At 70.6% G+C, this 12,426-nt stretch carries 11 protein-coding genes; 9 read left to right on the top strand and 2 right to left on the bottom strand.

Annotated features, from left to right (window positions below; genetic code table 11):
- The first annotated feature begins 51 nt into the window (after positions 1-51).
- Positions 52-1,107: a carboxylate-amine ligase gene (locus KFLA_RS22680; RefSeq protein ID WP_012922151.1), complete on the top strand. Its 1,056-nt coding sequence runs from the start codon at positions 52-54 to the stop codon at positions 1,105-1,107.
- A 75-nt stretch (positions 1,108-1,182) separates the two neighbouring features.
- On the opposite strand, the gene KFLA_RS22675 is transcribed toward KFLA_RS22680, so the two are convergent.
- Together KFLA_RS22675 and KFLA_RS22670 are read right to left on the bottom strand one after the other, a co-directional pair.
- A complete protein-coding gene (locus tag KFLA_RS22675; RefSeq protein WP_012922150.1) occupies positions 1,183-2,973 on the bottom strand; it encodes a glycerophosphodiester phosphodiesterase family protein in 1,791 nt (596 codons plus the stop codon).
- A 374-nt stretch (positions 2,974-3,347) separates the two neighbouring features.
- Entirely contained in the window at positions 3,348-3,953 is a 606-nt protein-coding gene (locus tag KFLA_RS22670; RefSeq protein WP_012922149.1) for a hypothetical protein, read from the bottom strand.
- Between the two features lie 421 nt (positions 3,954-4,374).
- Here KFLA_RS22670 and KFLA_RS22665 point away from each other — a divergent pair, with 421 nt between their 5' ends.
- The 8 genes from KFLA_RS22665 to KFLA_RS22630 all read left to right on the top strand — a co-directional run bounded on the left by KFLA_RS22665 (position 4,375) and on the right by KFLA_RS22630 (position 12,411).
- Entirely contained in the window at positions 4,375-4,776 is a 402-nt protein-coding gene (locus KFLA_RS22665; protein ID WP_041289451.1) for a hypothetical protein, read from the top strand.
- A 115-nt stretch (positions 4,777-4,891) separates the two neighbouring features.
- Positions 4,892-6,007 (top strand): GNAT family N-acetyltransferase, encoded by a 1,116-nt coding sequence (locus tag KFLA_RS22660; RefSeq protein WP_012922147.1) that lies wholly within the window; start codon positions 4,892-4,894, stop codon positions 6,005-6,007.
- Positions 5,979-6,929, top strand: coding sequence for a potassium channel family protein (locus KFLA_RS22655; RefSeq protein WP_012922146.1), 951 nt, complete (start codon positions 5,979-5,981; stop codon positions 6,927-6,929). The genes KFLA_RS22660 and KFLA_RS22655 overlap by 29 nt, the downstream gene beginning before the upstream one ends.
- 272 nt (positions 6,930-7,201) lie before the next feature.
- A complete protein-coding gene (locus KFLA_RS22650; protein WP_012922145.1) occupies positions 7,202-8,188 on the top strand; it encodes a LacI family DNA-binding transcriptional regulator in 987 nt (328 codons plus the stop codon).
- The gene (locus KFLA_RS22645) at positions 8,185-9,123 is read left to right on the top strand and encodes a carbohydrate ABC transporter permease (RefSeq protein ID WP_012922144.1); all 939 of its coding nucleotides are present in this window, start codon (positions 8,185-8,187) and stop codon (positions 9,121-9,123) included. The genes KFLA_RS22650 and KFLA_RS22645 overlap by 4 nt, the downstream gene beginning before the upstream one ends.
- Complete coding sequence (locus tag KFLA_RS22640; protein ID WP_012922143.1) at positions 9,120-9,953, top strand: carbohydrate ABC transporter permease; 834 nt, start codon at positions 9,120-9,122, stop codon at positions 9,951-9,953. The genes KFLA_RS22645 and KFLA_RS22640 overlap by 4 nt, the downstream gene beginning before the upstream one ends.
- Positions 9,954-9,976: 23 nt before the next feature.
- Positions 9,977-11,263: an ABC transporter substrate-binding protein gene (locus KFLA_RS22635; RefSeq protein ID WP_012922142.1), complete on the top strand. Its 1,287-nt coding sequence runs from the start codon at positions 9,977-9,979 to the stop codon at positions 11,261-11,263.
- Positions 11,263-12,411 carry an ADP-ribosylglycohydrolase family protein gene (locus KFLA_RS22630; protein WP_012922141.1) on the top strand — a complete coding sequence of 383 codons (1,149 nt, stop codon included), beginning with the start codon at positions 11,263-11,265 and terminating at the stop codon, positions 12,409-12,411. The genes KFLA_RS22635 and KFLA_RS22630 overlap by 1 nt, the downstream gene beginning before the upstream one ends.
- Positions 12,412-12,426: the final 15 nt, after the last annotated feature.

Here is a 12,426-nt window from a genome sequence, read left to right as displayed (position 1 = left end):
CGAAGCCTAGAGGTCGGTTTCTGTTCCGCGGGCGTCGGGTACCAATTCCGCGTGAAACTTCCGTCCATGGGTGTCGAAGAGGAACTCTTGCTGGTCTCCGCGTCCGGCGAGCCGTTGCCGCGCAGCAAAGCGGTCAAGGAAGAAGCGGAGGGAGTCGACGTCGAGCTGGAGCTGACCAGGGCGCAGGTGGAGATCAACGCGCCCGTCTGCGACTCGTCCGACGAGCTGCGCCGGCACTTGGTCGACGGCCGGACCAAGCTCGCCGCGGCCGCCGCCGAGGAAGGCGCCCGGCTGCTGGCCGTCGCGGCTCCACCGAGCGGTCAGGCGCTGCAGCTGGTGACGAAGAAGCCGCGGTACCAGGAGATGGAAGCGCGGTACGGGCAGCTGGCCCGGGAGCAGGGAGTCTGCGGCTGCCACGTGCACATCGACGTACCGGACAAGGCGGCCGCGCTGAGAGTGAGCAACCACCTGCGGCCGTGGCTGCCGGCGCTGCTCGCGCTCACCGCCAACTCCGCGGTCTACCTGGGCGAGGACACCGGGTTCTCGAGCTGGCGCTGGATCATGTGGTCGCGGTGGCCGTGCGCGGGCCAGCCGCCGTACTTCGAGTCCGTGGAGCACTACGACCGGCTGGTCCGGACACATCTGGCGGCGGGCAGCATCATGGACGAGCGAATGGTCTACTGGGACGCCCGGCCGTCGACGCACCTGCCGACGCTGGAGGTCCGGGTCAGCGACGTTCCGCTCACCGTTGACGAAACCGTGCTGATCGCGACCCTCAGCCGGGCGCTGGTGATGACGGCGCTCGCGGACGGTGGGCCGGGGCCCGAGCTGCAGCCGGAGGTCCTGCGGGCGGCGTACTGGCTGGCGGCGCGGGACGGGCTGACCGGCGACAGCGTCGACGTGCTGAACGCGCAGCCGATGCCGATGGTCGACGTGCAGAAGCTGCTGCGGGAGCACGTGCAACCGGCGCTGGAGGAGCTCGGCGATCTGGAGCTGGTCGAGGAGACCACCGAGCGGCTGCTGACCGACGGCAACGGCGCGGTCCGGCAGCGCCGGGCGTTCCGCGAGAGCGGCGACGTCACCGCCCTCGCGGAAATCAAGCCCTGATCGATTCCCTGCGTGCTGCGCGGCACCTCGCACCGGGCACCGGCTCGCGACTGCAGGGAATCAATCAACACGCCGCTAGCTCCGGAGGAAGTCCTCCAGGCCGTGCAGGTCGTCGGTGTTGAGGTGGTCGACACCGGCGGCCACCAGCTCGGCCCAGAGGGCGTCACGGGCGGCGCCGCGGGTGTCGGGCGTCGCCCAGAAGCGGACCCGGTAGCCCGCGCGGTGGGCGGTGCCGACGATCGTGCGCAGCTTCTCCCGCTCGGCGGCCGGGAAGGCGCCGACGCCCTGCCAGGTGAAGTGCTTGGTCCAGTTGTCGCTCACCAGCGGCATCAGCGAGGCGGGCAGCTTCGAGTTCAGGTCGGTCAGGCGGCCGTCGTACCCGGCGTACCGGACCTTCTGGGCCTTGAGCACGTCGAGCGGGCGGTTGCCGCTGATCACCGCGGTGACCGCGCCGGGGTAGGTCCGGCCGTTGACGAAGATCGTGCTGATGCCGCGGTACTTCGCGAGCGCGGCGTGGATCGCGGCGTACGTCGAGGGGCCGTCGCTCTTGATGTCGATCAGCAGCTGGAAGTCGCGGCCGTGCCGGTAGACCCGGCCGTGGTTGGCCTTGACCCGGTCGGCGAGCGGCTGCAGGTAGAGGCTCTCCAGCGTGCGGCCGGCGACGGTGTCCTCCAGGTCGTGCGCGACGCGCAGTTCGCCGTCGACCAGCCAGACGTCCGCCTCGACGCTGGTGAAGCCGCGGTCGAGCGCGTCCTGCAGCGGGCGACGGTGCTCGTAGTCGTTGTGCGCGTGCGCGGCCGCGAGCGGACGGACCGCCGGGGCCTCGTACGCCTTCGGCAGCCGGTAGCCGTTGTCGCGGGCGACCGTACGGAGCCGGTCGGGGTAGTCGGAGATGATGCCGTCGACACCCTTGTCGACCAGCGACTGCATGGTCGCCGGGTCGTTCACCGTCCACGGCACGACCTTCAGGCCGGCCCGGTGCGCGTCCTTGACCATGCCCGCGGTCACGTACGGCCGGTACGCCGGGTCGCCGATCTTGCCGTCCTGCGGGAACCCGTGCACCGGGGAGATCGCGTCGGCGCCGAACGACGTGGTCGCCTTGACCAGGTCGCCGCCGAAGTCGTCGATGTCGATGCCGCCGAGCCACGGCGACTTGCCGGGCTGACCGGTCTGCAGGAAGTCGTAGTTGGTCAGCGCGACGATCGGCAGCTCGGGCGCGACCTGCCGCATCCGCATCAGGGCGCCCCAGTCGAAGCTCTGGATCGTGACCTGGTGGCCGATCCGGGCCTTGCGGACCTCGCCGGCGACGATCTGCACGAACTGCTCGCGCGGGGCGGTCTCGGTCGGCGCGCCGGCCTCCACCTTCGTCTCGATGTTCAGCGTGACGCCGTGCGCGCGGTACCGGCGGACCAGGTCGAACACCTCGTGCAGCTCGGGCATCCGGGCGCCCGGGTCCGCGGTCTGGCCGGGGTGGTTCGGCTGGGTGAGCGAGCCGCAGTCGAGCTGCTTCACCTGCCGCAGGGTCAGCGTGTTGATGTACTTGCCGACGTACGGGTACTCGGGATCGCCCGGGGTGTACGGGGCGGTGTCCTTGCACTTGGCGGCGGAGATCCGGCGGTCGTGGGTGACGACGGCGTGCCGGTCCTCGGTGATCTGGATGTCGAGCTCGAGCGTGCTGACGCCGACCTCGAGACCGCGGGAGAACGACGCGATCGTGCTCTCGACGGTGAGGCCGAGGCCACCGCGGTGAGCCTGCAGGTCGAGCTCGCGGCCGCGGGTGGCCGACGCGTCGACGGCGACCAGGCCGGGGCCGAGCAGGCCGGCGGTGAGGGCGAGCGGGAGCAGCGCGCGGGAAAGGCGGCGCATGAGGGGTTCCCTTTCGTCGGGCGGATTCTGGGGGCGGGGCGGCCTCGTGGCGATGTTTTATTGCTACGAGGTACCGCGCGCCTCTTGAAGGTAACCAACGAAAGGCCGGCAGGTAACCGGCTGGCGCCGAAGAGTGGCGGGAGACAGCGGGGTGGCGAATCGCCACCGCTGGGAGTTTGGGGCGTCGGACCGGGAAGCGCCTCACGGCGCGTGGCCGCTCGTAGCGGCTTCATTTGGGACCCGGGGCTACCGCGGCCCGACGCGTCTCTCAGTGTAGCGGGTGGTCAAACGCCTTGTCCTGTTGAGCTTTCCGGGGTTGCGCCTAGCATCTTTCCCGCGGTTCGTGCAAGTACCGCGGCCGCACTGCCAGGGAACTACCAGAGTTGCCCGGCGCGTTCGGTCCGCGCCGCGGTCTGCAACTGGTCGGCCATCTCGACCAGCTTCGACGCCGAACGGACCTCGTCGTGGCCGTCCTCGGCCAGGTGGGCCCGGCCGGTGGCCACGATGCGGGCGAACGCCGCCGCGCGGTCCAGGGTGGTGGCGAAGTCGCCGCTCGCCACGCCCCGCAGTACGGCGTCGACCATGGTGCGGACCTCGGTGGGGCCCGGCGGGTCGGCCACTCCGGCAACCACCGCGTGCACCTCGGCGTACTTGCGCCCGGTCGTGTACTCGCGGGAGACGTTCTCGGCGTGCGAGTGCACCCAGGAGCGCAGCAGGTAGAGCCGCCACAGTGTGCCGGGCAGCGAGTCGGCGGGTGCGTCGGACCAGAGGTCCGCCAGCTCGTCGAGACCGTAGTCGTCGGCCAGCTTGACCACCCGGGCGATCACCTCGGCATCTTCGCTGGAGCGTGCACCGCGAACCAGCAGCTCCGCCGTCCGGTGCGCGACCTCGGCCACCGCGGCAGGGTCATTGTCACCCGGCAGCGACTCGAACAGCTGGTTGCCCGGCAGGATCGGCCGGCGGGGAGTGGGAACGGTCACCCGGCCATGATCCCTGACCCCCGCGCCCTTCGCACTCCGACCCGATGGTCCGCCTTGCTCGCTCTCTTCTCCGCCCCCACCACTGACCCCGCTCGCCGCCGGTCCGCGCCACCGCCGCGGCGGCCCGACCGCGCCGCGACGCCCTCCCGACGCTCAGGACCCGCCGGACTCTGTGCACGGTCCAGCCACGTACTCGACGTGGGGGTGGCTGGGTGGTGCTCAAAGTCGGTCGGGTGGGGAAGCGGCGTGCAGTGGAGAGCGACTTTGTGCACCGGTCGGCCATGTTCGCGCGGTTGGGATGGCTGGGTGGTGCTCGAAGCGGGGCGTTCGGGGTGTGCCGGGTGTCGAAGGGTGCGGCGGTGGGGGGCGGGCGTGCCGGCGGGTCGTGATGGGGGAGCGCGCCGGTCGGTACAGTCGGGGCATGGCGGTAGGACGAGGGTCGGCGAAGAGTGGTTTGGCGAAGAACCTGGTCAAGTACGGCGTGCGGTACGGGCCGATGGCGTTCGAGGCGGTGAAGCACGGGCGCGAACCTGCCCAGCAGGCGATCCAGGCCGCGCTGGCGAAGCGGTCCGCCCGGAAGAAGGCTGTCGAGCACACGCTGACCGTGCGGGACGGATCGCTGCTGAAGGTGATCAAGGACGGCCAGGCGGTGTTCTTCGTGTTCAGCGGGGACGCGATCGTCACGACGTACCCGCCGGTGCCGCAGGCGACGTACCCCGAGTTGCTCCGGCACTCCGACCTGGACCGCCGGGAGCAGGCCGCGGACCTCGCCGTCGAGCGCCCCAAGCTGATCGACCGGCTGCCGAAGCGTCGGCGCCGCTGACCGTCGATGTGGCAAGCGCCACGTCAGGATTGACGCAGGTGTAACACGGCGGACCCGGCCCGGTCACACCCTCCGCGCACAGTGGACGCACGATTCCACGAGGGAGGGCGTCCGCATGCTCTGGAAGATCAGGACAGAACTCGCCGACCGGCCCGGAGCACTGGCCGAACTCGCTGCACGGTGTGGTGCGGACGACATCAACATCCTCAGCCTGGAGGTCTTCACCGCCGAGACCGGCGCCGTCGACGAGCTGGTGGTCTCCACCGGCGTCGGCTGGACCGCCGACAGCCTGACCGCGCTGGTCGCTGAAGCCGGCTGCACCGGTACGACGGTCCGTCCGTGCCAGGCCGACGTGCTGAGCGACGGCCCGACCAGGTACCTGCGCGCCGTGCTGCGACTGATCGACGACCCGCTGGCCGTGGACGAGGAGCTGGAAAACCTCCAGGGCTTCGGCGAGTACACCCCGGCCGAGTGGGCCCGGGCCGACGTCCTGGTCGAGATCGCGAGCCGCCTCTCCGGGCAGGACGCGGGGGAGGTGCAGGCGGTGCCGCGCCCCGGCAGCGTCGTACCGGAGCTGCGCCGGGCCACCGTCGAGGACGCCGAGGCGGTCGTCGCGATGCACGACCGGTGCTCGTACGAGAGCCGCACCCGGCGGTACCACGTGCCGATGCCGAAGCTCACCGCCCGGACCGCGCGGCACCTGTCCGCCCCGGCCGGCGGCGTGTCGATCGTGGCGTCCGTCGAGGACGCCGTGGTCGGGATGGCGACCGCGGCTCCCTGGGACGAGCTGGGCGGCGGCGCGATGGAGGTCGCCGTGCTGGTCGAGGACGGCTGGCAGCGGCAGGGGCTCGGCTCGCAGCTGCTGCGGCTGGTGATCCGCGAAGCGCGGCTGCTGGGCGCCGACCGGGTGGTCTGCATGGTGCAGCCGGAGAACGCCGCGATGCTGCGTACCGTCGAGAGTCTGCGGATGCGGACCCGTGTCGTACCGGACGGCGACAGCTTGATGGTGGCGATCGCCCTGTCCGACCGGAGCCTGTCGCATTCCGTAGATCGGGCACCGGTGGCCTATCGTCAGTCCCGTGCCATCCCTGCCCACCGGTCGCAACCCGCACGGTCTTCTGGTCAACCTGCCCGCGAGCGCTCGCTCGCCGGTCGTGGAGCTGTTCCGGCGGTTCCTGATCGCGCTGGGACTGCTGACCCTGATGGTGCTCATCGTGGTGGTCGACCGTGACGGCTACAAGGACACCTACGACGGCGAAGTCGGGCTGATCGACAGCATCTACTACGCGACGGTCACGCTCACCACGACCGGGTACGGCGACATCACCCCGGTGACGCCGACCGCCCGGCTGGTGAACGCCTTCGTCGTCACGCCGCTGCGCATCTCGTTCCTGGTGGTCCTGGTCGGCACGACCCTGGAAGTCCTGGCGAACGAAGGTCGTCGCATCATGCGCGACTCGCGGTGGAGGAAACGCATGAAGGATCACACTGTTGTCGTCGGCTACGGCACCAAGGGCCGGTCGGCCGTGCAGACCCTGCTGAGCAACGGGGTGAAGCGCGAGGAGATCGTGGTGATCGACCCGCGCGCGCAGGCGGTCGGGGACGCCGGCAACGACCAGATGGCCGCCTTCCACGGCGACGCGACGAACCGGACCGTGCTGCGCCGGGCCGAGGTGATCACGGCCCGGGAGGTGATCGTGACCACCGACCGCGACGACTCCGCGGTCCTGGTCACGCTGGCGGTCCGGCAGCTGAACCCGAACGCGCACATCGTGGTCGCGGTGCGCGAGGAGGACAACGTGCCGCTGCTGCGGCAGAGCGGCGCGGACGCCGTGGTCACCTCGTCCGAGGCGGTCGGCCGGCTGCTCGGACTGTCCGCGGTCAGCCCGAACCTCGGCGAGGTGATGGAGGACCTGCTCACCTACGGCGAGGGCCTGGAGGTGGCCGAGCGCCCGGTGCTCGGCCGCGAGGTCGGCAAGTCGCCGTCGTCGGTGCCGGACCGGGTGGTCTCGGTCGTGCGCGACGGCAAGGTGTACCGGTACTACGACTCGAACGTCTCGGTGCTGACTGCCGGCGACAAGCTGATCGTCGTCCGGCCGTCCAAGGAAACCCCGTGGGCCGAGCGCCCCGGCGCCGACGACGGCGAAGAGTAGCCCTCCGCCACCCAGGCACCGCCGTACGGCGGTGACCTGCGCCGATCCCGGGGAGTTCGGACAGCAACTGGGGGCCGGGGACAGGGCAGGTCCTGTTCGAGGTGCCGCGACGATGTCCGAGGTGCCGCGACGGTGTTCGCGGTGCCGCGACGATGTCCGAGGTGCCGCGACGGTGTTCGCGGTGCCGGCTGGTGTCCGGGGGTTGACGACCTGCGGCCGGAGTTCTATGGTCTCGCTTGTAAACGATTACAAGAACGATTACAGGAGTCCCCGTGAGCCGTCCCACGATCGCTGCCGTGGCCCGGGTGGCCGGGGTGTCGGTGGCCTCGGTGTCGCGGGTGCTGAACGGGTTGCCGGCGACCGAGGAGATGGCCGCCCGGGTGCAGCAGGCGGTGGACCAGCTCGGCTACGTGCCGGACTCGCGGGCGCGCTCGCTCAAGGTCGGGCGGACCTTTCAGCTCACGCTCGCGGTGGCCGACGTCGGTAACCCCGTCTACGTGACGATGATGCGCGCGGTCGAGGAGGTGGTCTCGGCGGCGGGCTACCGGCTGGTGGTGACCACCACCGGGCCGGACGTCGTCGACGAGGTCGCGCTGGTCCGTGGCATGGCGCGCGGGTACGCCGACGGGCTGGTGATCAGCCCGCTGCGGGTGGACGACGACCTGGTCAAGTCGATCCAGGAGTGCGACGTACCGGTGGTCGTCGCCGGTAACGTGCCGGCCAGGGCGGGCGTCGACACCGTCCGGGCGAACTCCCCGAAGGGCATGCGGCTCGCCGTCGACCACCTGCTGGATCGCGGCCGCCGCCGCATCGCCTTCGTCAACGGTCCGGTCGACACGGTGCCCGGTACCGCCCGCTCCAGGGGATTCACCGAAGCGATGAAGACGAACGGACTGGAGCCGGTCGCGGTGGTCGAAGCCACCGACTTCACCTTCCCCGCCGGCCGCGCCGCGGGCGCCGAACTGCTCGACGGCGGTTTCCCGGATGCGGTGATCGCCGCCAACGACCTGCTGGCAGTCGGGCTGATGCACGAGCTGGCGGCCCGGGAGTTGCGCGTGCCGGACGACGTGGCGGTGATCGGGATGGACGACAGCGAGCTGGCCGAGCAGAGCTTCCCGCCGCTGACCAGCGTGAACCTGGGATCGGCCGAGCGCGGCCGGCGGGCCGCGGAGTTGCTGCTGGCAAGGATCGAGGACGACAGCCGGACCCCGCGCCGGATCGTGGTCCAGCCCTCCCTGAGCGTGCGGAGATCGACATGACCACGCAAACCGTCGCCGCGCCGGAGCGTGCGGGCGAGCGGCCACCCGGCCGCGGCGGTGGCCGCCCGAAGCAGAACCGGGAAGCGATCTTCCTGTTCCTGCCCGCGCTGCTGCCGGTGCTGCTGCTCAGCGTGTACCCCCTGGTGAGGGGTATCGCGCTCGGCTTCACCGACGCCCGCGCCGGCCTGAACGTCGACACCAACTTCATCGGCTTCGGCAACTTCGGCAAGCTGCTGCACAACGACCTGTTCTGGGACTCGTTCCGGATCGGCCTGATCTGGACCGTCTCGGTCACCGTGCTGCAGTTCGTCGCCGCGCTCGGCCTGGCTCTGCTGCTGAACACCGACATCAAGTTCCGCGGGGTCGCCCGCACGCTGGCGCTGATCCCGTGGGCGATGCCGCCGGTGGTGGTCGCAATCATGTGGCGGCTGTTGCTGCACCCGACCAACGGACCGGTCAACGAGATCCTCCAGGGCCTGCACCTGACCGACCAGCCGATCAACTTCCTCGGCGACTTCAGCACCGCGCTGCCGGCGGTGATCGTGGTCGGCATCTGGGTCGGCATGCCGATGACGACGGTCACGCTGCTGGCCGGCCTGCAGAGCATCGACCGCTCGCTGTACGAGGCGGCCGCGGTGGACGGCGCGGGCGCGTGGAGCCAGTTCCGCCACGTCACGCTGCCGCAGCTGCGCACGGTGATCGTGGCGATCACCAGCCTGGACATGATCTGGAACTTCAACTCGTTCGGCCTGGTCTACGTGCTGACCGCCGGCGGACCGGGCGGCAAGACGATGCTGCCGATGCTGTTCGCCTACAACGAGGCGTTCCGCTACGGCAACTTCGGGATGGCCGCCGCGATGGGCGACGTGATGGTCGTGATCATCATCGTCTTCCTCGCCTTCTACCTGCGGAACCGGCTGAGGAGCCAGGCATGAGGACGCGGCCCGTCACCCGCGCCGCGCAGTACGTCGCGGTGCTGTGCTACCTGGTCTTCCTGGCGACCCCGCTGGTGTGGCTGCTGTCCAGCTCGCTGAAGTCGCCGCAGGAGTTCGCGAGCATGGACCCGTCGTTCCTGCCCCAGCAGCTCGACTTCTCCAACTTCAGCGACGCGCTGGAGGAGCAGGGCCTGGTCCGCTCGATGCTGAACTCGCTGCAGATCTCGGTCGCGACGACGGTGCTGGTGCTGATCGTGTCGCTGCCGGTCGCCTACGCGCTGGCCCGCTTCCGCAGCCGGCTGCGGCCGGTGACGAACGGCTGGATCCTGATCAGCCAGGTGTTCCCGGTGATCCTGATCGTCATCCCGCTGTTCATGATCCTGCGGCCGCTGCAGCTGACCAACACGATCCCCGGCGTGGTGATCGTCTACATGGTCTGGTCGATGCCGTTCGCGCTGTGGATGCTGCAGGGGTACGTCGCCGCGGTGCCGCGCGAGCTGGAGGAGGCCGCGTCGGTGGACGGCGCGAGCCGGCTGCGCACGATCGTGTCGATCGTGATGCCGCTGCTGCGGCCGGGGCTGATCGCGACCGCGATGTTCACCTTCATCTCGGCGTGGAACGAGTTCTTCTTCGCCCTGGTCCTGCTGCAGGACCCGCAACTCAAGACGCTGCCGCTGGTGCTCGCCCGCTTCGTCGGGGCCGAGGGCCAGGTCCAGTTCGGCCCGCTCGCGGCCGCGTCCGTGCTGGCCACCGTGCCGAGCCTGATCTTCTTCGCCTTCCTGCAGCGCCGGCTGGTGTCCGGTCTGCTGTCCGGCGCCGTCAAAGGCTGACCGCCTTCCCCTGAGGAGAGAACATGTACAAGAAACTGGTGACCGCCCTGCTGGCGGCGGGCGCTGCGGTGGCGCTCGCGGCCTGCGGCGGCGGAAGCGACAACACCTCCGGCGGCGACGGGTCGGGGGAGAAGGTGACGCTGAAGTTCCAGAGCCTGGCCTTCCAGAAGACCACGGTCGCGGCGACGAAGAAGATCGTCGCCGACTGGAACGCGGCCAACCCCGACATCCAGGTGGAGTACGTGCAGGGCAGCTGGGACTCGGTGCACGACCAGTTGGTCACCCAGTTCCAGGGCGGCACCGCGCCGGACATCATTCACGACGAGTCCGCCGACATCACCGGCTTCGCGAACCAGGGCTACCTGGCCGACCTCACGCCGTACCTGAGCCAGCAGACCAAGGACGCCGTGCCGGCCGGGGTCTGGGACACCGTGAAGAGCGGCGACGGCAAGATCGTCGCGGCGCCGACCCTGCTGCAGTCGTACGTCGTGTTCGGCAACTCCGCGTTGCTCAAGCAGGCGGGCGTCTCGGCCACCGGCGACTCGCTCAGCTGGGACCAGCTGGCCGCGAACGCCAAGAAGCTGACCGGGAACGGCAAGTACGGCCTCGGCTGGGGCCTGAAGAGCCCGACCGCGACCGTGCTGAACCTGGGCATGAACTTCGACGGGGCCTTCTTCGAGGGCTCCGGCCGCGACGCCAAGGCGAAGATCGGCGACGCCGAGCTCGAGGTGCCGAAGCGGATCCACGCGATGGCCTACACCGACAAGTCGATCGACCCGACGTCGCTGACCCAGAGCGGCTCCGACGTGCTGCCGGGCTTCTTCGGCGGCAAGTACGCGATGGTGGTGGCCGGCAACTACACCGCCCAGCAGATGGCCGAGCAGGCGCCGAAGGGCTTCCAGTGGGAGGTGCTGCCGCCGCTGAAGGGCACCAGCGAGAAGCAGGCGGCGAACCCGCAGACCCTGTCGGTCCCTGCCGAGGGCAAGCACATCGAGCAGTCGGCCAAGTTCATCGACTACTTCATGCAGGCCGAGAACCTGGCGGCGGTGGGGCAGGGTGACTGGCTGATCCCGACCACGCAGGCGGCCCGGGACAAGATCCAGCAGGCCACCGGCGGAAAGAACGGCTGGACCCAGACGCTGGCCGGCGGGTCCGAGCTGACCAAGGCCCCGTTCCAGAGTGTAGAGAACTACCCGAAGTGGAAGGACCAGATCGCCACTCCGGCGCTGCAGGAGTTCCTGGCGAACAAGATCGACCTCGCGACGCTCGGCCGGAAGCTGAACGACGGGTGGGGCCAGGTCAACAGCTGATGCCTGACACAGGTGGCACCGCACTGGAGGACAGGTCGGTCGGGGCCCTGCTCGGCTCCGCCGTCGGCGACGCGATCGGCGGCGCGGTCGAGGGCTGGACCCCGGAGGCGATCCGGGAACGGCATGGCGGCTGGGTGACCGGCATCGTCGGCCCCTGGTACGAGGACTGGCGCAACGCGCGGCCGATCGCGCCGTACCACAAGGGCGATGGGCACATCACCGACGACACGTTGATGACGCACGCGCTGGTCGAGGTGTACGCCGAGCGCCGCGCCCACCTGGACGCGTACGCGATCGCCGACTCGCTGGTGCCGAAGATGCTGACCGGCCGGCGCTGGGTGCCGGAGCTCGAGGCGGACGCGTTGCTGCTGCAGCGCGTCTTCCTCGCCGAGAAGTGGCTGGTGGCCAGGTTGCACTACGGGCACGTCGACCCGCGCGAGGCCGGCGTCGGCAACATCGTGAACTGCGGGGCGGCGATGTACGTCGCGCCGGTCGGCATCGCCAACGCCGGTGATCCCGCCGGCGCGTACGCCGAGGCGATCGACCTCGCCGGGGCGCACCAGTCCAGCTACGGGCGGGAGGCGGCCGGGGTGTTCGCGGCCGCCGTCGCCGCCGCGATGGTGCCGGGGGCAACGGCCGCGTCGGCGGTCGGCGCCGCGCTCGAGCTGGCCAAGGACGGCACCCGGGCGGCGGTCGCGGCTGTCGCCGAGGCCGCGCAGGGGCTGAGTGACTGGCGCGAGGCGATTCCGGTACTGCGCAAGGCGGTCGAGCCGTTCGACACCGTCGGTCCGGACTACCGCGACCAGTCGCTCGACGCCCGGCGGCCGAGCCGGACCAAGGCGATCGAGGAGCTGCCGGTGGCGCTGGGGTTCGTCCTGGTGTCGGGTGGCGACGTCCGGGAGGCAGTGCTCGGCGGGACGAACTACGGGCGTGACGCCGACTCGATCGCGTCGATGGCCGGTGCGGTGACCGGCGCGCTGAGCGGGCGAACCGGCGTACCGGGGGACTGGGCGGAGGAGATCGCGACGGCGAGCAGGACGGATCTGGTCGAGCCCGGCCGGGTGATGGCGTCGGTCGCGCTGGACCTGCGCGCGGCGGACGCCGAGCGGTGGGCCCGGCGGACCGCCGCGCTGGACGCGCTGGCCTGAGCGATGTCAGCTGTC

Origin of the sequence: Kribbella flavida DSM 17836, from assembly GCF_000024345.1 — a bacterium.
Lineage (GTDB): Bacteria > Actinomycetota > Actinomycetes > Propionibacteriales > Kribbellaceae > Kribbella > Kribbella flavida.
Note: the sequence above shows the minus strand (reverse complement) of the source record. Positions and strands in the feature narration are given on the sequence as shown.